Source organism: Desulfovibrio diazotrophicus (genome assembly GCF_902498985.2).
GTDB lineage: Bacteria > Desulfobacterota > Desulfovibrionia > Desulfovibrionales > Desulfovibrionaceae > Desulfovibrio > Desulfovibrio legallii.
In genome coordinates, this window is record NZ_OX346397.1 from 2701516 (window position 1) to 2721341 (window position 19826).

At 63.7% G+C, this 19826-nt stretch carries 14 protein-coding genes; 8 read left to right on the plus strand and 6 right to left on the minus strand.

Features of this window, described 5'->3' with window-relative positions; genetic code table 11:
- Nucleotides 1-158: 158 nt before the first annotated feature.
- The gene (locus J7I12_RS11695; RefSeq protein ID WP_288907953.1) at nt 159-1445 is read right to left on the minus strand and encodes a dicarboxylate/amino acid:cation symporter; all 1287 of its coding nucleotides are present in this window, start codon (nt 1443-1445) and stop codon (nt 159-161) included.
- An 842-nt stretch (nt 1446-2287) separates the two neighbouring features.
- Nucleotides 2288-4129, minus strand: a complete 1842-nt coding sequence (locus tag J7I12_RS11700; protein ID WP_270229340.1) for a carbon starvation CstA family protein — start codon at nt 4127-4129, stop codon at nt 2288-2290.
- Between the two features lie 651 nt (nt 4130-4780).
- On the opposite strand from J7I12_RS11700, the gene thiS reads away from it, so the two are divergent.
- The 3 genes from thiS to thiH all read left to right on the plus strand — a co-directional run bounded on the left by thiS (nt 4781) and on the right by thiH (nt 7278).
- Nucleotides 4781-4981 carry a sulfur carrier protein ThiS gene (thiS, locus tag J7I12_RS11705; RefSeq protein WP_118230202.1) on the plus strand — a complete coding sequence of 67 codons (201 nt, stop codon included), beginning with the start codon at nt 4781-4783 and terminating at the stop codon, nt 4979-4981.
- A 96-nt stretch (nt 4982-5077) separates the two neighbouring features.
- Nucleotides 5078-5875, plus strand: a complete 798-nt coding sequence (locus J7I12_RS11710; RefSeq protein ID WP_302548415.1) for a thiazole synthase — start codon at nt 5078-5080, stop codon at nt 5873-5875.
- 284 nt (nt 5876-6159) lie between these two features.
- On the plus strand, nt 6160-7278 hold the full coding sequence (thiH, locus tag J7I12_RS11715) for a 2-iminoacetate synthase ThiH (RefSeq protein WP_118230200.1): 1119 nt from the start codon (nt 6160-6162) through the stop codon (nt 7276-7278).
- Nucleotides 7279-7418: 140 nt separating this feature from the next.
- On the opposite strand, the gene J7I12_RS11720 is transcribed toward thiH, so the two are convergent.
- From J7I12_RS11720 to galE, 3 genes are all read right to left on the minus strand, one after another.
- Complete coding sequence (locus J7I12_RS11720; protein WP_302413367.1) at nt 7419-9479, minus strand: elongation factor G; 2061 nt, start codon at nt 9477-9479, stop codon at nt 7419-7421.
- Nucleotides 9480-9793: 314 nt separating this feature from the next.
- Entirely contained in the window at nt 9794-10729 is a 936-nt protein-coding gene (locus J7I12_RS11725; protein ID WP_302148881.1) for a bifunctional methionine sulfoxide reductase B/A protein, read from the minus strand.
- The gene (galE, locus tag J7I12_RS11730) at nt 10729-11721 is read right to left on the minus strand and encodes a UDP-glucose 4-epimerase GalE (RefSeq protein WP_288907810.1); all 993 of its coding nucleotides are present in this window, start codon (nt 11719-11721) and stop codon (nt 10729-10731) included. Before galE ends, J7I12_RS11725 begins: the two co-directional genes overlap by 1 nt.
- Before the next feature lie 164 nt (nt 11722-11885).
- Between galE and J7I12_RS11735 the strand changes: the two genes are divergently transcribed.
- From J7I12_RS11735 to J7I12_RS11755, 5 genes are all read left to right on the plus strand, one after another.
- Nucleotides 11886-12320, plus strand: coding sequence for a hypothetical protein (locus J7I12_RS11735; RefSeq protein WP_118230197.1), 435 nt, complete (start codon nt 11886-11888; stop codon nt 12318-12320).
- Between the two features lie 197 nt (nt 12321-12517).
- A complete protein-coding gene (locus J7I12_RS11740; protein WP_118230196.1) occupies nt 12518-13954 on the plus strand; it encodes an efflux transporter outer membrane subunit in 1437 nt (478 codons plus the stop codon).
- 34 nt (nt 13955-13988) lie between these two features.
- Nucleotides 13989-14402 carry a copper-binding protein gene (locus tag J7I12_RS11745; protein WP_118230195.1) on the plus strand — a complete coding sequence of 138 codons (414 nt, stop codon included), beginning with the start codon at nt 13989-13991 and terminating at the stop codon, nt 14400-14402.
- A gap of 54 nt (nt 14403-14456) precedes the next feature.
- A complete protein-coding gene (locus tag J7I12_RS11750) occupies nt 14457-15872 on the plus strand; it encodes an efflux RND transporter periplasmic adaptor subunit (RefSeq protein ID WP_118230194.1) in 1416 nt (471 codons plus the stop codon).
- Nucleotides 15869-19024 (plus strand): efflux RND transporter permease subunit, encoded by a 3156-nt coding sequence (locus J7I12_RS11755; RefSeq protein WP_118230193.1) that lies wholly within the window; start codon nt 15869-15871, stop codon nt 19022-19024. Before J7I12_RS11750 ends, J7I12_RS11755 begins: the two co-directional genes overlap by 4 nt.
- Nucleotides 19025-19143: 119 nt before the next feature.
- On the opposite strand, the gene J7I12_RS11760 is transcribed toward J7I12_RS11755, so the two are convergent.
- Nucleotides 19144-19590: a flavodoxin gene (locus tag J7I12_RS11760; RefSeq protein WP_118230192.1), complete on the minus strand. Its 447-nt coding sequence runs from the start codon at nt 19588-19590 to the stop codon at nt 19144-19146.
- Nucleotides 19591-19826: the final 236 nt, after the last annotated feature.

Genomic DNA, 19826 nt, shown 5'->3' on the forward strand with positions numbered 1-19826 from the left:
GCAGAGGGGCATCGCGGGGTAGAGAATTCGGCCGTGTTGCGGCAGGGGGCGGCATTGAAGTGCAGAAAAACGGCCCCGCAGGGGCGAAATTGCGCGCGGCCCGCCGTACGGAGAACTTCCGTCCGACGGGCCGCGGCATAACGGATGCGGAGTCAGCGTCAGGCGGCTTCCGCTGCCAGGGCTTCTCCCTTTTTATCAAGCACGTCGCGCATCCTGTCGCCGTCGAGCTGACCGGTCATCTTGGCCACGGCGATGGTGCCCACGCCATACCCCACCAGGTTGGTGAGGGCGCGGGCTTCGGACATAAAGCGGTCAATGCCGAAGATGATGGCAATGCTTTCGGGCGGGATGCTGCCCACGGAACCCAGGGTGCCGGCCAGCACGATAAACGCGCCGCCCGTTACGGCTGCCGCGCCCTTGGAGGATATGAGCAGCACGGTCAGCAGGATCAGTTCGTCACTGAGGGTCATGGGCGTGTTGGTGGCCTGGGCCAGAAAGACCGAAGCCATGGTCAGGTAAATGGCCGTGCCGTCCAGGTTAAAGGAATAGCCGGTGGGGATGACCAGGTCCACCACGCTCTTATGACAGCCAAGGCGCTCCATCTTGTGCAGCATATTGGGCAGCACGGATTCGGACGAGGAAGTGCCCAGCACGATGAGCAGCTCTTCCTTGATGTAGCGGACAAATTTGAGCACGTTGAAGCCGCAGAGCCTGCCGATGAAACCCAATACCACGACCACAAAGAGGATGCTGGTGATATAGAAGCAGACGATCAGCTCACCCAGCGAAACCACCGAACCGATGCCTTCCTTGCCGATGGTGAAGGCCATGGCCCCGAAAGCGCCCAGGGGAGCCACATACATGATGATCTTGATGATGCGGAACATGACTTCCGAAAAACTTTTGATGAAATCAAAGACGATTTGCCCCTTGGCCCCGCTGAAGTGCAGCGCAAAGGCAAAAAGAACGGCCACCAGCAGTACCTGCAGAATTTCGCCGCTGGTAAAGGCTGAGGCAAAGGTCTTGGGAATGATGTTCATGAAAAAGTTGACCAGGTTGTTGCTGTGAGCCTTGCCGGCGTACTGATCGGCCAGATGTCTTTCGGCTTCGCCGAAGGTGCTCACGTCCACATTCATGCCTACGCCGGGCTGCGCCAGATTGACGACCACCAGGCCGATGATCAGGGCCACAGTGGTGAGCACCATGAAGTAGGCCAGCGCGATGCCGCCGGTTTTGCCCACAGACTTCACGTCCGACATGCCGGCAATGCCCGTAACAACGGTACAGAAGATCAGGGGGGCGATGATCATTTTGATGAGATTGATAAAACCCCTGCCCAAAGGCTGCATCTTAACGGCGATATCGGGGTAAAAATGTCCGAGTAAAATGCCGATGGCAATAGCGATCAGCACTTGAACATAAAGAATTTTAAGATATTTCAGCATAAGGCCCCCTCGTGTTGTTGCAGTTCAGTCTTTGCGGCAGCACCTTCAAGAGTACGATAGTTTGGCGTGGGAGGTGGACGGTCTTGCGGGACGGCCGACGCAGGCCGTTATACCGCGTTGTTGTCGGCGGTGTTCGGGTGTGGGGGAGGGGGGCGGGAGGCATTACGCCGCAACGAGAGGTGTTTTTCAGGCCTGTGGGCGTGATTTCGGCGGCGTCCCCGGCAGCGGGACGGCTCGACGCAGTGGTCAGTATGCCTGAAGGTACAGATGGTTGGCGGATCGTAGGGTCGGTAATCCATATGGAACCTCTGCGCTGCAGGTGCAAACCGTGGAACCATCCGCATACTGACAAGATCTGTTTTGGATAAAGTCATATTTTGATACCGCATCGCCGCAATTATTGGCAATCAAAAGAAAAATTTCGCAGCCGTTTTGGTACAGCTTTTTTTGATAACTGCGTATAATAAAAGGATGAAAATAATTGTTGCAACTATATCCACAAAAAGGTGCGGTCGCTTGTGCTGTGCGGCTAGAGCAGTTAGCGAATGAAATGAGCTAACTGCTCTGCAAGGATTTTCTTGAAAATCCTTGCCACGAAATGCGAGAAGGCAGGCTTTTGCCTGCCGTAAGCGAGCATTTCAAGTGTTAAATGCTCTAAGCGTCGAAGGGGGCATCTTGCTGCCAGCGACAATGCATAGGGGCAAGGCCGCTTGCCAACGGGAAAAGGTTGTGAGGGCGCAGGCAGGAAAGGGCAAAGAAAAGCCCCCGCACGGTCTGGCCGCACGGGGGCTGAGCTGTCCAAAAGGGGCGTGGAGCGCCCCCCCAATACTGTGTTTGTAACCTTACTCTTCGGCCAGGACGCGCACGGATTCTCCATAGGCGTCCTTGACGGTAGTCTTGATGCCCATGAGTTCATTCCAGCGGCGGAAGGTGCCCACAAAGACGAAGATCATCAGCACCATGACCAGGCAGGCCAGGGTGGCCAGCAGATACTTGCCGTTGGGGATGTAGTCGCCCGTCACCTGCAGATAGCCGGCCCAGAACGTGACCGCCGCCATGAACACGCCGGGTATGGCCGTGAGCAGGCAGAGCTTGCCGCGGTTCATACGCAGCAGCATGGTGGTGCTGACGATCAGGGCGCAGGCGGCCAGCAACTGGTTGCTCATGCCAAAGAGCGGCCAGATGCTGCTGATGTTGCCGGTGTAAACCAGGTAGCCCCACATGGAGGTGAAGATCAGGCTGGTAATGACCACGCCGGGGGCCCAGCTCTTATCTCCAAAGGGCGCGTAGACCTTGCCCAGCATTTCCTGCAGGAAAAAGCGGCCCACGCGCGTGCCGGCGTCAATGGCGGTAAGGATGAACACCGCCTCAAACATGACGGCGAAGTTGTACCAGTAGGCCATCAGGCTGTCCATGTACGGGATTTTGTGGAAGATATGGGCCATGCCCACGGCCAGAGAAACGGCCCCGCCGGGACGGGCGTGCAGGTTCAGGCCAATTTTTTCTTCAAAAAATCCCAGGTCCACGGTATTGAGGGCCGGGTGCGCGGCTACCAGGGCGTCGAACTTGGCCGGGGTAGCGTTGATGGCAAAGTAGTCGCCGGGCATGAGCGTGCAGGCGGCGATAAGGGCCATAATGGCCACAAAGCCTTCCGTCAGCATGGCGCCGTAGCCCACAAACAGAATGTCGCGCTCATTGGCGATCATCTTGGGTGTGGTGCCCGTACCGATGATGGCGTGGAAGCCGGAAACGGCCCCGCAGGCAATGGTGATGAAGATGAAGGGCAGCACAGGCCCGCCGATGACGGGGCCGCCGCCGTTGATGAAGGGGGTAATGGTGGGCATGAGCAGCGTGGGCCGCACAAAGATGATGCCCAGGGTCAGCATGAGGATGGTGCCGATTTTCAGATAGGTGGAAAGATAGTCGCGCGGCACCAGCAGAAACCACACCGGCAGCACCGAGGCGATGAAGCCGTACACGGCAATGGCAATGGCCACGGTGTTGCGGTTCCAGTCAAAGGCCCAGCCCAGCACGTCCTGTTTCATGAGGTCGTGCCCGCTGAGGATGCCGATAACCAGCAAAACCACGCCCACCACGCTGGCCAGGATGACGCTGTTCTGCTTGTAGCGCATGATCAGGCCCATGAGCATGGCTATGGGCATGGTGATGACCACGATGAACAAAGACCAGGGCGCGTTGTGCATGGCGCTGATGCAGGCCAGCGAAAGGCCCGCCAGGGTCAGAACCAGGATGCAGAGCACGGCGATGCCGGCTACGGTGCCGGTTACCGGCCCCACTTCGCGCGTGGCAATGGCCGCAAGGCTCTGCCCTTTGTGGCGCACGGAAGCAAACAGAATGACCATATCGTGCACGGCGCCGCCCAGCACGCAGCCGATCAGAATCCAGAGCGCGCCCGGCAGATAGCCGAACTGCGCGGCCAGCACCGGGCCCACCAGCGGGCCAGCGGCGGCGATGGCGGCAAAATGGTGCCCGTATAACACAAATTCATTGGTTTTGACATAGTCGTGGCCGTCGGCAAAGCGCACGGCCGGGGTGGGGCGGCTGCCGTCCAGCCGCAACACTTTGTTGGCAAGAAAAATGCCGTAAAAACGGTAGGCGATGGCAAAAACGCACAATGCCACAAAGACCAGAGTCAGGGCATTGATATGCTCCAGAGCTTCCATCTGGCTTCTCCCGTCAGAACTGTTTACGAATCCAGCGGTCACGCATCCTTGAGACCGTGATCGTGGCAATAGCCAACATACTTGAATTATTGCTTCCTTCCCCCCAAACGCCTCCTTGCTGCAAAATTGTGCGTATACACATGGGCGGGCTGTACCATGCCGAACATTCCCGCTGGTGTGCTCAGATAGTGAAGATGTACTTTTGCCTACACCAAACAAGTTTTACTGTCCATAACCCCGCACGGCGCGTGGCGCGTGGGTTGTGCGGCATACATTTCCCATTAAATACGTCAGGAATATATCCGTTGCGCGCCAAGGCCCTGCCCTCCGTCCGGCTTGCCGCCCTTGCATTCGCCCCGGCTCGGTACTATGGTAAGACATACCGGCTGGGGGAGCCCACACAAGGCTGAGAAAGGGTGATCGCGCCCTGACCCCTAGAACCGCGCAAACAAACGCGGTTCTGCACCTGACGCGGATAGTGCCGACGAAGGGAAGCTGGCCAGCCTGCCACAACGCAGGTTTGTGCTCGCCCGCAGCCGTAATGGTCTGACGGGCGTTTTTTGTGCCGCATGCGAGCCGTTTCGTCATGAAGCCCTGCAGCGGGGCGCCCGCCGGTCCGTTACTCACCAACCTGTAGTTTGGAGGTGCGTTATGGACATCCTGGTCAACGGCGTGGCTGAGCCCCACCCGCAAGGGTGCAGTGTGGCCGACCTGCTTGCCGCGCGCGGGCACGACCCCGCGGCGGTGGTGGTGGAGCGCAACGGGCAGATCCTGCCCCGCGAGCGTTTTGCCCAGACCCGGCTTGCGGACGACGACCGTCTGGAAATTGTGCAGTTTGTGGGCGGCGGCTAACCGCCGCGTCCCGGCTTCGGCCGGCGGCGTTTTTCCCGGATTCCTCTTTCCGTTGAAACCACGACCCGCAATTTTTTTGCAGACGGAGCAAACATCATGGAAGATTCTTTTGTCATCAACGGCGTGACCCTCAGCAGCCGTCTTTTTATCGGCACCGGCAAGTACGGGGCGGACAGCCTTATTCCGCAGGTGGCCGCCGCCAGCGGCGCTGCCGTCATTACCGTGGCCATGCGCCGGGTGGATCGCCAGAATCCCGCCGATGCGGCCGACCCGGCCCGACAGGGCGTTATGGCCCACATCCCCAAAAATCTGCGCCTGCTGCCCAATACGTCGGGCGCGCGCACGGCCGAAGAAGCCGTGCGTCTGGCCCGCCTGGCCCGCGCAGCCGGCTGCGGCGACTGGATCAAAATAGAAGTCATCGCCGACACGCGCCACTTGCTGCCCGACGGCTACGAAACTGCCAAGGCCACGGAAATCCTCGCCAAAGAAGGCTTCACCGTGCTGCCCTATATTAATCCCGATATCTATGTGGCCCGCGCCTGCGTTGACGCCGGAGCCGCCGCCGTCATGCCTCTGGGCGCGCCCATAGGCACCAACCGGGGCCTGCGCACCAAGGAAATGATCGGCATCCTCATTGACGAGCTGGATCTGCCCATCGTCGTGGACGCGGGCATCGGCCGGCCCTCCCAGGCCTGCGAGGCCATGGAAATGGGCGCGGCCGCCTGCCTGGTCAACACGGCCATTGCCTCGGCCGAAGACCCTGTACGCATGGCCGCCGCCTTTGGCGCGGCGGTCAAAGCCGGGCGCGGGGCCTGGCTGGCCGGCCCCGGCGCGGTGCGCGCCCAGGCCGAAGGGGCGCAGGCGTCCTCGCCGCTGACCGGCTTTTTGCGGTAATGCTGCGGGATAGGGCATTGCAGCGTTGCAATACCCTGGCGGTTGCCCAAGCAGCCGCCCCTGTGGAGGCACAAGCGCAAGGTATTTGCGCGGTTAAGCGCCGGAGCGAGCGTGCCGTAAACTTTTTGCTGCCGCTCCGGCAGGCACGCGGTTTTTGAGGGCTTTTGCGGCAACGGCCTTTTGCCGGTCGGGAAGCCGCACACCGCGTGCGGAAAACTGCAGCTCTGCCCCTATGCGTGCAGGAAGCTGCGCACAATCTGCAAAGAACGTACGACAGGTGACCTATGGAAACCTTTGAAGAATATCTGCAGCAATGGCCGACTGAGCGCCGCAGCGCCGGTGCGGCCCGCGCCACGGGCGATGCCGTCCTGGCCGTGCTGGAAAAGGAATCGCTCACCCCGGCCGATTTTTTAACCCTGCTCTCGCCAGCGGCCCAGCCGCATCTGGAAGCCCTGGCCCGCAGGGCGCACGGCCTCACCCAGCGGTATTTCGGCCGGGCGGTCAACATCTTCACGCCCCTTTACATCTCGGACGTCTGCACCAACCAGTGCCGCTACTGCGGCTTCAACGCCAAAAACAAACAGCCTCGCCGTCACCTCAGCGTAGACGAGGCCTGCGCCGAGGCCTTTGCCATTGCGGACAGGGGTTTCCAGCATATTCTGCTGCTCACGGGCGACGCCCGCAAGCTCTCTTCCCCGGAATACATCGCCGCCGTGGCCAGGCGCATCAAGCCGCGCTTCGCTTCTGTGGGCATTGAGGTCTACTCCCTCACCACCGAGGAATACGCCCTGATGGCGGCCGCCGGCGTGGAAAGCATGACCATGTTTCAGGAAACGTATAACCAGGAACTCTACGCCTGGCTGCACCCGGTGGGGCCCAAGCACGATTATGCCTTCCGGCTCAATGCGCCCCAGCGCGCCGCCGAAGGCGGCATCCGCTGTCTGGGCCTGGGCGCGCTGCTGGGGTTGGAATCCTTTGAGCAGGATGCTTTTGCCACGGGCCTGCACGCCTGGTGGCTGCAACGCCGCTATCCTGGCGTGGATATGAGCGTATCCATCCCGCGCATCTGCCCCCATGAGGGCAGCTTTGAGGTGCAGCACGGCGTGGACGACCGTCATCTGGTGCAGTACGTTACAGCCCTGCGCTGCTTTTTGCCCCGTGCCGGCATCACCTGCTCCAGCCGCGAGAGCGCCTTCATGCGCGACCACCTGGTGCCCCTGGGCGTTACTCGCGTGTCTGCCGGGGTTTCCACCGCCGTGGGCGGCCGCGCCACCGCAGACCTGCACAATCCCGGCCAGTTTGAGATCACCGACCACCGCAGTCTGGATGAAATGATGGATTCCCTCGTCCGCCTGGGTTATCAGCCCGTGCTCAAGGACTGGGAACACCCCGTGGCCGTGTAGCCGTCCACGTCGAAGCCAGGGCATTGCAACGGGTTGCAATGCCCTGGCGGTTGCGTAAACAGACGCCCGGTATGTGGGGAAAAACGGCGTCGGGCCGTTGGGGCCCGACGCCGTGACAGTGTCCGCAGCGCGGCTGCAGGCTATTCGCCGCGGCTTTTCTGGTGCTCGGTCATGACCTTTTCGACCACGGGCTGCGGGGCCTCTTCATAGTGGTCAAATTCCATGGTGAAAAAGCCCTGGCCGCCGGTCATGGAGCGCAGGTCCGGGGCATAGCGCAGCACTTCACTCATGGGCACATGGGCCTTGATTTCCGTGGCGCCGCCCTGGGAATCGGAACCCAGCACCTTGCCGCGGCGGGAGGAAAGGTCGCCGATGACGTCGCCCATGCTTTCGTCCGGCACGGAAACGGTGAGCAGGACGATGGGTTCCAGCAGCACGGGTTTGAGGGTTTCCATGGCTTTTTTGAAGGCCAGGGACCCCGCCACTTTGAAGGCCATTTCAGAGGAGTCCACCGTGTGGTAGCTGCCGTCGTAGACCTTCACGCGAAAGTCCACCACCTGGCAGCCGGCCAGAAAGCCGCGCGCTGCGGCTTCCTGCACGCCTTTGTCAATGGCCGGGATATACTGGCGGGGGATGACGCCGCCCACGATGGCGTCTTCAAAAATATAGCCGGAGCCGCGCGGCAGGCCTTCCATCTCAATCCAGCAGTCGCCGAACTGCCCCCGGCCGCCGGACTGTTTTTTGTGCCGCCCCTGCACCTGGCACTTGCCCCGCACGGTTTCGCGGTAGGGCACCTTGGGCGTTTTGAGCACAATATCCACCTTGAAGCGGCGTTTGGCCTTTTCTACCGAAAGCTCAATGTGCAGCTGGCCCATGCCTGAAAGCAGGATGTCGCCGGTTTCTTCATCGCGGCCCAGGCGCAGGGTGACGTCTTCGTCCAGCAGCCGCTGCATGGCGGTGTAGACTTTGTCTTCCTCGCCTTTTTCCTTGGGGGCCAGGGCGTAGGTGATGAGCTGCGGGGGCAGGTCGGGCACGGGCAGGCTGAAGGGGGCTTTTTCGTCACACAAGGTGTCGCCGGTGCGGGTATTTTTGAGCTTGGCCACAGCCACCAGCGCGCCGGGGCCCACGGCTTCCTTGCAGGGGGTCTGGGTTTTGCCCAGCAGGTAGAGCAGCCCGCCCAGGCGTTCGCCCTCGCCGCTGCGGACGTTTTTAAGATTCATGTCGCCGCCGAGCGTGCCGGAAAGCACTCGCAGCAGGGAGAGCTGCCCGGCAAAGGGGTCCGCCAGGGTTTTGAATACAAAGCAGGCCACCGGGGCTTCGGGGTCGGGCGCGCGTTCCGCGCCGTCTTCGCCCACAAAGGCCGGGCGGTCCAGGGGGGAGGGCAGCAGGGCCTCAATGGCCTCCAGCAGGGCTTTGCCGCCCTTGTTTTCCAGTGAGGAGCAGGCCAGCACCGGGGTCAGCTCGCCCTTGAGCACGCCTGCGCGCAGGCCCGTGCGCAGGTCTTCGGGGCTGAGGCTGCCTTCCTCCAGATATTTTTCCATGAGTTCTTCATCGCTTTCGGCGATGTTTTCTACGGCAACGTCGCGCAGCAGGGTTACGTCGTCAGCCAGGCCCGCGGGGATGTCCGCGTCGGCCACGTCGCCGTCGGCGCCGTACATCCGCGCCCGGCCTGCGAGCACATCAGCCATGCCCACCAGGGTCTCGCCCTGGCGTATGGGCAGCTGCAGGGCCACGGGCTTGATGCCCAAGGCGGTCAGACCGTCAAAGGCCATTTGAAAATCGGCCCGGTCGCGGTCCATTTTGTTGATGACCAGCAGGGCGGGCAGGCCGGCGGCGCGTACCATGCTCCAGAATTTTTTGGTCAGGGGGCGCACTCCGTCCACAGCGTCCAGCACAAAGACCACGCTGTCCACGCCTTTGAGCAGATATTCCATATCGCCCGTAAAATTGCCGTCACCGGGGATATCCAGCAGGAAATGGCGGTTTTTGTTCCAAAGGTAGGTGGCGCAGGCGGGCTGCACCGAACCGCGGCGGCGCACTTCTTCGGGTTCGTAGTCCAGGCAGGTGCTGCCTTCTTCGATGGCGCCCAGGCGGCTCACGGCCCCGGCGTTGAAGAGCAGCATCTCCGCCAGAGACGTTTTGCCGCAGCCGCCGGTGCCGACGAGTGCGAACGTGCGTTGCATTTCCAGTGGAGTAGGCATGGTTTTCTCCCTTGCTAAGCGATATGGCGGGCGCGTCGGGCGCTGGCCGGATGTACGGAACAAAGGACGGGCAGTATCCTCCTGAAAAGGCGGCTCAAGCTCATGGATTGCGGCTTCTGGTCCGGCGTCGGTCCCCGTGCGGACGGGGGCCCGGCGTCGCGGCAAAGGCGGCCGCCCCGCTTGGCCCATTGTCTTGTACCCTACAGGGTTGCCGTCAAAAAGGGAAGAGGGGCGGTGCGGCGGCGGGAAGGGGATGGCTCCTCTGCCCTTTTTGACGGCAACCTTTGTGGCGGGTGGGGACGCGCGTCGGCGGGTCAGTCTTCGGCCCGACGGGAAAAGCGCGGCACGGAAAGGTGACAGGCCCCGCGCCCCGTGCGCCGGGCAAAGTGCTGGTGGTAGGCCTCGGCCGGGTAGAAGGGCCCGGCGGGCAGCACCTGGGTGACCACGGCGTAGCCCAGGCCGCGCAGCGCGTCCAGCAGCCGCAGGGCCGTGTTTTTCTGGTCTTCATCCACATAGAACACGGCGGAGCGGTATTGCTCCCCCACATCCGGTCCCTGGCGGTCCAGTTGGGTGGGGTCGTGGATTTCAAAAAAGCGGCGCAGGATCTGTTCGTAGCTGATGCGGGCGGGGTCGAAGGTCAGGCGCACGGCTTCGGCGTGGCCCGTGAGGCCGGTGCAGACCTCTTCATAGGTCGGGTCGGGGGTGTGGCCGCCCGTGTAGCCGGACTGGGCCGAACACACGCCGGGCAGACGGCCCAGAGCGTCCTCCACGCCCCAGAAGCAGCCCCCGGCCAGCAGGGCCAGCCCCGTGCAGGCGGCGTCCGCGTCCGGCCCGGTTGCGCCGGGCTGCGGAGCGGCGGCTTTGGCCGTGGGGGCCGCCGGGTCTTTCCCGGCCGGCACAAAGTGCAGGGAAAGGGAATTGACGCAGTGCCGGGTGTTTTTGGGGGTAAAGCCTTCGCCTTCAAAAACGTGGCCCAGGTGGCCGCCGCAATGGGCGCAGACGATCTCCGTGCGGCGTCCGTCGGGGTCGGGCAGGCGGCGCACGGCCTGGGGCAGGGCGTCGTCAAAGCTGGGCCAGCCGCTGCCGGAGTCAAACTTGTCTTCGGCGCGGAACAGGGGTGTGCCGCACTGGCGGCAGAGGTAAGCTCCCGGCGTTTGGGTATGTACATAGGCTCCGCTGAAGGGCGGTTCCGTGGCCTTGTGCAGCAGGACGGCGGCTTCTTGCGGCGAAAGTGGGGGTATGGCGGGCATCAGGAATCCTCCTCATAGCCGTGGGGATGGCTCTGGTGCCAGGCCCAGGCCGTGGCGATAATGCTTTCCAGCGGGGCGTGGGCGGTCCAGCCCAGCACCTGGCGGGCGCGCTCCGGCGCGGCTACCAGTCGGGCTGGGTCGCCGGGCCTGCGGGGGCCGATTTCGATGGGGATGTCTTTGCCGGTGACCAGGCGGGCCGCGTCAATCATTTCCCGCACGGAAAAGCCCCGTCCGTTGCCCAGGTTACAGACCACGCTCGCGCCGCCGGCGCGCAGATAGTGCAGGGCGCGGCAGTGGGCGTCGGCCAGTTCCAGTACGTCCAGATAGTCGCGTATGCAGGTGCCGTCCGGAGTGGGGTAGTCGTCGCCGAACACGGTGATGTGGGGCCGCAGGCCTAGGGGCACCTGCAGGATGAGGGGCACCAGGTGGCTTTCGGGCCGGTGGTCTTCGCCCATGCTGCCGTCGGGCCAGGCCCCGGCCACGTTGAAATAACGCAGCACTACGGCGCGGATGCCGTGGGCCCGGCCCGCCCAGTGGGTCATGCGCTCCATGACGTGTTTGCTTTCGCCGTAGGGATTGGTGGGTTCAAGAGGCGTGTCTTCGGGGATGGGCACGCTGGCGGGCTCGCCGTAGACGGCGGCGGAGGACGAGAACACGATTTTGTCCACGCCGTGGCGTAGCATGGCTTCCAGAAGAACCTGCATTCCATAGATATTGTTGTTGAAATAGGGCAGGGGCTGTTCCACGCTTTCCCCCACCAGGGACCAGGCCGCAAAGTGCAGCACGGCCTCTATCTTATGGCGCGCAAAAATGGCGTCCAGTTGGGCCGGGTCGCGCATGTCGCCCACATACAGGGGCACGCCTGCGGGCACCGCCGCCCGGTGGCCGGTGCGCAGGTTGTCCAGCACCACGGGTTCTTCGCCGCGCGACTGCAAGAGCCGCACGTTGTGTGAGCCGATGTAGCCGGCGCCGCCGCAAACCAGTATGGACATACCTTTTCCTTTCGTTGGGGGTGACGGGGCCCCGGCGCAGCGGGGCCTGATTCCAGTCTGCCCCGCTGCGCCGGCTTTGACAAGAGTGCGCCGCAGCGGCCGAGACAGGAATGATTCCGAAAATTTTACTTGACACAGCTTCGATCTATTCTTATTAAAAAACTATGTTGAAGCGGAAAACCTCCATATGCGTCATCCTGCTCATGGCCCTGCTTGCGCTGGGCCGGGCGCAGCCCGCCTTTGCCGACGGGTGCGGTCAGGCCGCGCCCGCAGGGGCGGTCTGCGCCATGGGCGATGCTGCGCCGCTTGCGACGTGTTGCGCCACAGCCATGCACGGGGGGTGGGGTGCGTCAGCCGATGTTGACGGCGCAAGCGCCGCCAACGCGGGTCACGCCAATGACGCGCCCGCCCCTGCGGGGCAGGCCTGCTCCATGCAGCTCTGCCTGCAGTTCTCCGCTTCCATTCTGCCGCAAGCGCTCACCGTGACTGCGCCGTCGCCTTTGGCGGAGCCCCTCGCGGTTTTGGGCGAAAGCGTCCTTCCTTTCCGTCTTGTCCACGATCTCTTCCGTCCTCCCCGTTCGACCACCTTCCGGGGATAGTGTCGGGCCTGCGGCCTTCCGTCCTTTGCGGGCGGCCTGAACGCCGGGGCCAGACCTCCCCTCCGGGCCGGTGCGGCGCGTAATGGCGCGGCGCGTCCGGCGTGCAATCCGAGATTCTGTTTTGGCAACCTTCGTGCGCGTCCGTACCTGCGGCGCGGCGGGCGGGTTGCGTGGATTGACCCCAGAGGTGGTGCCTTATGGATACTACGCGTGTGCCGACCGTGGTGGCCCTTGTGCTGACACTGTGGCTTGCCGCCTGCTCTCTTGCGCCGGAATACCAGCGCCCGGCGGCCCCCATTCCGTCTTCGGTGACGGATGCGGGCTACGGCCCCGACGTCGTTGCTCCGGCCGCAGGGCAGCCTGCGGATGCGGCGGCCCCGGGCTGGCGCGATTTCTTCACCGACGACCAGCTGCGGGCGCTTATTGCGGAGGGCCTGCAGCAGAACCGCGACCTGAAGCTGGCCGTGCTGGCCGTAGCCGAAGCCCGCGCCCAGTACGGCGTGCAACGGGCTGAACGCCTGCCCCAGTTGTCGCTGGACGGCAGTGATACGGTTTCCGGTTCCTTCTATGATCAGAAACCCAAAGACAAGTTTGCGCCCATGCTGACGATTCCGGCTTTTGAACTGGACTTCTTCGGCAGGGTAAAAAACCTCAGCGGCGCGGCTCTGGAACGCTACCTCGCCAGTGAGGAAGCGGCTAAAACCGCGCAAATCAGCCTGGTGGCGCAGATCGCCCAGAGCTGGGCCGACCTGCGCCTGGCCCGCGAAAGTCTGCAGCTGGCCCGCGAAACAGCGCAAAGCTGGCAGGCTTCTTACGCCTTTATGGAAAATCGGCTGCGCTCCGGCCAGGCTTCGGTGCTGGAGCTGGAGCAGGCCCGCGGCGCGGCGGCTTCGGCCCAGGCGGCGCTGGCCCAGCAGGAGCAGGAGGCCGTGCGGGCCGCCAACGCCCTGTCCTTGCTGTTGGGCAGCTTTGAGAAGCGAAACCTGCCCCCTGCCGTACCCCTGGCCGAGCAGGTCATGGCGCCGCTGCCGTCCAGCTTGGCCTCGTCCGTGCTGCTGCGGCGGCCGGACGTGCTGGAGGCCGAGCACAAGCTCCGGGCCGCCAATGCGGACATCGGCGCGGCGCGGGCGGCCTTCTTTCCCGTCATCAGCCTGACAGGCAGCGCGGGCTACGCCAGCGGCGCGCTCACAAGCCTGTTTGACGGCGCGGCCTCGGTCTGGACTTTTGTACCGCGTCTGGTCCTGCCCATTTTTACGGCGGGACGCAACAAGGCCAACCTGGATCTGGCCACGGTGCGGAAAGAAAGCTCCGTGACAACCTATGAAAAAACCCTGCAGACGGCCTTCCGCGAAGTGGCGGACGCGCTCATGACCCGGCAGCACTACGCCGGGCAGCTGGCGGCGCAACAGGAATACCTGGCGGTTCAGCGTCGGGTGCTGGCCCTGGCCAAGGGCCGTTACGCCAGCGGAACCATCAGTTATATTGAAGTGCTGGACGCACAGCGTACGGTCTATGCCGCCGAACAGGCCCTTTTGACCATCCGGCGCAACCAGCTGGTCAACGACAGCAACCTCTACGCCGCTCTGGGCGGCGGGCAGACGGAACACGCGCCCGCTCCCGCGGTGCGGCCCTGACCAAAACCCTTATACCCATACCATGAGGAAGATCATGAATACCCGTATCTTTGCTTTTGCCGCAGCCCTGGCCCTGACCCTCTCCTTTGGCCTTGTTTCCCGCAACGTTTCTGCCGCCCAGAGCCTGGACCACGCGGCCCACGGCGCGGCCCCGGCCGTCGATATGACGCAGAACGGCCCGATGGCCGGCATGAGCCACGACGCCCCCGCAGCCGACGCCGGACAGGTGTATACCGCCCAGGGGACGCTGGTGAGCGTGGACGCGACCATGCCCAGGGCGGTCATCAAGCACGCCCCGGTGACAGCTCTGAACTGGCCGGCCATGACCATGGGCTTCGCCGTGGAGGACGCCGCCTTGCTGGATGGTCTCAAGCCCGGCGACGCGGTGCGCTTTGACTTCCGTATGGAAGGGACCAAGGCCGTCATCGTGGATCTGGAACGCCGCTAACAAAGCCAAGCCCGGCGCGCGGACGCCTGTCCGCGCGCCGCAAAGGAATACGCCATGACTGCGAAACATCTGCTGCTGGCCGCTGCTCTGCTTACAGGCGGCCTGGCTTTGGGCTACGCCTTGTGGGGACACGGGGGAGCCGCGGGGGGCGAGGCCCCCGGCGGCAGCACGGCTGCCGCGCCCACGGGCGAACGCAAGGTGCTGTACTGGTACGACCCCATGTATCCGGGCACCCACTTTGACAAACCGGGCAAATCGCCCTTTATGGATATGGACCTGGTGCCGCGCTATGCCGACGCAGGCGATGGCGCGGGCGTGCGCATCGACCCAACCCAGGTGCAGAACCTGGCCGTGCGCACGGAAAAGGTGCGGCGCGGTCGGTTGATTTTTGCCCGGCAGCTGCCCGCCAACATCAGCTACAACCAGTACAGTATGGCCAGGGTGCAGCCCAGGGCTGAAGGCTTTGTGGAAAAAATCCAGGCCTATGCTGTGGGCGACGCCATAGCCAAGGGCGCGTCCCTGGCGGAAATCACCGTGCCCCAGTGGGCAGCGGACCAGAGCGAATACCTGCTGCTCAAGGCGCAGAAGGGCGACCCCGCCGTGGTGCGCGGCGTGCGGGAAAAAATGCGCCTTACGGGCATGCCGGAAGAAATGCTGGCCGCCGTGGACAGGACCGGCCGGGTGCAGACCCGCATGGCCCTCAAGGCTCCGGTGGCGGGCATCATCACCGCGCTGGACGTGTACCCCGGCATGAACGTGGGCAAGGACAAGACCATTGCCGTCATAGAGGGCGTGGACCCCGTATGGGTAACGGCCAACGTGCCGGAAAGCGACGTACACCTGCTGACGGGCCGAAGTCGCGTGCGCCTCAGCGTGGCGGCCTATCCGGACCGGGTTTTTCAGGCGGAATCCTTCACCTTGCTGCCCGACGCAGACCCGGCCACGCGCACCGTGCCCCTGCGCCTCAGCGTGCGCAATCCGGAAGGGCTGCTCCGGCCCGGCATGACCGCCACCATAAGCCTGCGCGGCAGCGGGCCGGAAAGCCTGCTCATCCCCACCCAGAGCCTCATCGACTTCGGCGAGGAGCAGCGCGTCATTGTCCGCGCGGCAGACGGCAGCTTTGTACCTCGGCGGGTAGAGGTGCTGCGCTCCTCGCGGGAGCAGACGGCCGTGGCCTCCGGCCTGGAGGAAGGGGAGGACGTGGTGGCTACAGGCCTCTTCCTCATTGATTCCGAAGCCAATCTGCGCGGCGCTCTGGAAAAGATGCGGGCAAACGTCGCCCCGGCGGAAACTGCGGCGGCCCCGGCGGCCGGTTCCGCAGTTCCGGCAGGTGCTGCGCCTTCGGGTGGACCGCAGACGGCACAGGATGCGCCGTCTGTCCCGGCGGCGCAAACGGGGGCGGGCCATGCCCCCGATCACGGCCAAAGCGGCGCGGGCGCTGCGACGTCCGGCGGGAGGCAGGGATCATGATCGGCGCTCTTATCCGCGCCTGCGTGCGCAACCGTTTTTTTGTGCTGCTGGGGTCCGTTCTGCTGGCCGTCTGGGGGGCCTGGGCCGTTTACCATACGCCTGTGGACGCCCTGCCCGACCTTTCGGATACCCAGGTCATCATCCGGACGTCCTATCCGGGCAAGGCCCCGCAGTTGGTGGAGGACCAGATCACCTATCCGCTGACCACGGCCATGCTTTCTGTGCCGGGGGCCACCAGCGTACGCGGCTATTCTTCCTTCGGCGATTCATATGTCTACGTCATTTTTGACGACAAGACAGACCTCTACTGGGCCCGCAGCCGTGTGCTGGAATACCTGAACCAGGTGCAGGGGCGGCTGCCCGATGGCGTGACGCCCGCCCTGGGGCCGGACGCCACGGGCATCGGCTGGATTTATGAATACGCCCTGGTGGACAAAAGCGGCAAACACGACCTGGCCGAGCTGCGCTCTTTGCAGGACTGGATGCTTAAGTTTGAGCTGGCCGCCGTGCCCGGCGTGGCCGAGGTGGCTTCGGTGGGCGGCGTGGTCAAGGAATACCAGATCGTTGCGGACCCAGTGAAGCTGGCGCAGTACAACATCCCCCTGGGCGCTATTGCCAGCGCTGTGGGCAAGGCCAACCAGGAGGCCGGCGGCTCCGTCATCGAGCAGGCCGAGGCCGAATATATGGTGCGCGCGGGCGGTTATCTGCAAAGTCTGGACGATTTTCGCAAGATCGTGCTCAAAACCGCCGCCGACGGCACGCCCGTCTATCTGGAGCAGGTGGCCACGGTGCGTCTTGGCCCGGAAATGCGCCGGGGCCTGGTGGAGCTTAACGGCCAGGGCGAGGTGGCGGGCGGCATTGTGCTGCTGCGTTCGGGCGAAAACGCCCGCGCGGTCATCAACGCCGTGCGTGAAAAACTGACTGAGCTGAAGAAAAGTCTGCCCCAGGGCGTGGAAATAGTCACTACCTATGACCGCAGCCAGCTCATCCAGCGCGCCGTGGACAACCTTACGGATAAACTTAAGGAAGAATTCCTGGTGGTGGCTGTGGTCTGCGCGCTCTTTCTGCTGCACCTGCGTTCGGCCATGGTGGCCGTGCTGGCCCTGCCCCTGGCCCTCTGCGCGGCCTTTATCACCATGTACTATCAAGGCATCAGCGCCAACATCATGTCTTTGGGCGGCATAGCTATCGCCGTGGGGGCCATGGTGGACGCCTCGGTGGTTATGGTGGAAAACGCCCACCGCAAGCTGCGCCGCTGGGCGGACGCCTCGCCCGGCGAACCCCTGACCGAGGCGCGCCGCTGGGAAATCATCACCGATGCGGCGGTGGAACTGGGCCCGGCCCTGTTTGTGAGCCTGCTCATCATCACCCTGTCGTTCATTCCGGTCTTTGCCCTGGAAGGGCAGGAGGGCAAGATGTTCCGCCCCTTGGCCCTGACCAAGCTCTATGCCATGGGCGCTTCGGCCATTCTGTCCGTGGTGGTCATCCCTGTGCTCACGGGCCTGTGGGTGCGCGGCAATATCCCGTCGGAGGAGAAAAACCCCATCAGCCGTTTTCTCATCCGGCTGTACAATCCGGCCATCCGGGCCGTGCTGCACAGGCCCAGGACGACGTTGGTCGTGGCCCTGCTGGTGCTGCTTTCCACCCTCTGGCCCCTTGCGCGCTTGGGCGGCGAATTTTTGCCGCATATGGACGAAGGCGATCTGCTCTACATGCCTTCCACCCTGCCGGGCGTTTCTGTGGCCGAGGTGGGCCGCATCCTGCAGCTGACGGATAAAATGATCAAAACCGTGCCGGAAGTGGATACGGTTTTCGGCAAGGCGGGCCGGGCCGAAACGGCCACAGACCCCGCACCGGTGGAAATGCTGGAAACCACCATCCGCCTCAAACCCCGCGAGCAGTGGCGCAAAGGCATGACCATTGAGAAAATCATTGAGGAGCTGGACGCGGCCGTGCGTCTGCCGGGCATGGCCAACCTTTGGGTGCCGCCCATCCGCAACCGTATTGATATGACCTCCACCGGCGTAAAAAGCCCCATAGCCGTCAAGGTGTCCGGGCCGGACATGGCGCAGATCGACGCCACGGCCCTGCAGGTGCAGCATGTGGCCGCCAGCGTGCCCGGCGTGGTTTCCGCCCTGGCCGAAAGCCTTACCGGCGGCCGCTATGTGGACGTGCGCGTCAACCGGGAGCGTGCGGCCCGCTACGGCATGAACGTGGCGGACGTGCAGCTTTTCGTTTCTTCCGCCGTGGGTGGGGAAAAGATTGGCGAGACCGTGGAGGGCGTGGCCCGTTACCCCATCAATCTGCGCTATCCGCAGCAGTACCGCGACAGTCTGCCCGCCCTGCAGAGCCTGCCCGTGCTGACCCCCGCCGGGGAGCAGATCACCCTGGGCGACGTGGCCGACGTGCGTATGGTCTCCGGCCCCACCATGCTCAAGAGCGAGCAGGCGCGCCTGGCCGGCTGGGTATACATTGACGCGCGCGGGCGGGACATGGTTTCCGTGGTGCGTGACCTGGACAAGGCCATCCGCGAGCAGATCAGCCTGCCTGCCGGGGTGAGCGTGTCCTTCACCGGGCAGTACGCCATGCTGGAACGGGCTACGGAGCGGCTGACGCTTATGGTGCCCGCCACCCTGCTGATCATTTTTGTGCTGCTCTACATGGAGTTCAAAAGCGTACGCGAATCCCTGCTGATCATGCTCTGCCTGCCCTTCTCGCTGGTGGGCGGGGTGTGGTTCATGTACCTTAAGGGGTACGCCATGTCCGTGGCCACGGGGGTGGGCTATATTGCTTTGGCCGGGCTGGCGGCGGAGTTTGGGGTAGTCATGCTCATCTATCTCAAACACGCCGTGGCGGAACGGCCAGGTCTGGCTTCGCCCGCCACAGCCACGGCGGCAGAGCTGGACGAGGCCATCCACGACGGCGCGGTGCTGCGCGTGCGCCCCAAGGCCATGACTGCCGTAACCACTGTGGCGGGCCTGCTGCCCATCTTCTGGACGGCGGGCACGGGCTCGGAAATCATGACCCGCATTGCCGCGCCCATGTTTGGCGGCATGATCAGCGCAGCGGCCCTGTCCATGTTCATTCTGCCGGCGGCCTACAAGCTGCTGCTCGCCGCCCGCCTGCTGCCGCACGGCAGGCCGCAGGCGTAGCGCGGCAGCGTGATACTGCGCCACAAGGCCGGAGAACCTGCAGGTTCTCCGGCCTTGTGCGTTATGAGGGGGAGGTTGTCGCGCGGGCTCGCGTGCGGCGCGCGCCCTGGCGGGACGGGCTAGAGGTTTTTGAGGACGTCTTCGGCGAAGGAGGCCACGGCGTCGGGGTCGTTCATGGCGTCGCCTTCCATTTTGAGGCCTTCGGCGATGATGGTGGCGCCCAGATCCTTGGCGCGCTCTTCAATGGCGTTGACGGCCCCGCAAAAATGTTCGTATTCCCGGTCGCCGGAGGCAAAGGCGGCCACCTTGCGGCCCTTGAGGTTCATCTGGTCGAATTCGTCAAACAGAGGGGCGAAGTCGTCCTGCATTTCCAGGTCGTCCGTGCCCCAGGCCGAGCAGCCCATGAGCACGGCGTCGTAACCGTCGGCCAGATTGTCCGCCGAGGCTTCGGCAGCGTTGAGCAGCTTCACGTCGTGCCCGGCCGCGCCGATAAGCTCCGCGAGCTTCTGGGCGATGCTTTCCGTGTTGCCCGTGCTGGAACCGTAGAGAATGAGAACCTTGCTCATGAGGCGAACTCCTCCCGGCATGGCCGGGGATTAAAATTGAAATCCATTTTCACAAAAGAAGTAAAGACCTTCGTCCTTGCTGTCAAGGGGATATCCCGCAGGGATTTTATCAGGGGTTGCGGACCAGTGCCGGGGCAGCCCGGTGGGGTCCGCAGACTGCCCGCGTTGGCGCAGGGTTTGGGGCTGATGCCGGGCGGATCTGTGCGGGGCCCCATGCGTCGCCCTCCGGCGCATCT

Coding starts and splice junctions, on each gene's coding strand:
- J7I12_RS11750 (WP_118230194.1), top strand. CDS start 14,457: ATGACTGCGAAACATCTGCTGCTGGCCGCTGCTCTGCTTACAGGCGGC.
- J7I12_RS11755 (WP_118230193.1), top strand. CDS start 15,869: ATGATCGGCGCTCTTATCCGCGCCTGCGTGCGCAACCGTTTTTTTGTG.
- thiH (WP_118230200.1), top strand. CDS start 6,160: ATGGAAACCTTTGAAGAATATCTGCAGCAATGGCCGACTGAGCGCCGC.
- J7I12_RS11745 (WP_118230195.1), top strand. CDS start 13,989: ATGAATACCCGTATCTTTGCTTTTGCCGCAGCCCTGGCCCTGACCCTC.
- J7I12_RS11695 (WP_288907953.1), bottom strand. CDS start 1,445: ATGCTGAAATATCTTAAAATTCTTTATGTTCAAGTGCTGATCGCTATT.
- J7I12_RS11720 (WP_302413367.1), bottom strand. CDS start 9,479: ATGCCTACTCCACTGGAAATGCAACGCACGTTCGCACTCGTCGGCACC.
- galE (WP_288907810.1), bottom strand. CDS start 11,721: ATGTCCATACTGGTTTGCGGCGGCGCCGGCTACATCGGCTCACACAAC.
- J7I12_RS11735 (WP_118230197.1), top strand. CDS start 11,886: ATGTTGAAGCGGAAAACCTCCATATGCGTCATCCTGCTCATGGCCCTG.
- J7I12_RS11700 (WP_270229340.1), bottom strand. CDS start 4,129: ATGGAAGCTCTGGAGCATATCAATGCCCTGACTCTGGTCTTTGTGGCA.
- J7I12_RS11710 (WP_302548415.1), top strand. CDS start 5,078: ATGGAAGATTCTTTTGTCATCAACGGCGTGACCCTCAGCAGCCGTCTT.
- J7I12_RS11740 (WP_118230196.1), top strand. CDS start 12,518: ATGGATACTACGCGTGTGCCGACCGTGGTGGCCCTTGTGCTGACACTG.
- J7I12_RS11760 (WP_118230192.1), bottom strand. CDS start 19,590: ATGAGCAAGGTTCTCATTCTCTACGGTTCCAGCACGGGCAACACGGAA.
- J7I12_RS11725 (WP_302148881.1), bottom strand. CDS start 10,729: ATGCCCGCCATACCCCCACTTTCGCCGCAAGAAGCCGCCGTCCTGCTG.
- thiS (WP_118230202.1), top strand. CDS start 4,781: ATGGACATCCTGGTCAACGGCGTGGCTGAGCCCCACCCGCAAGGGTGC.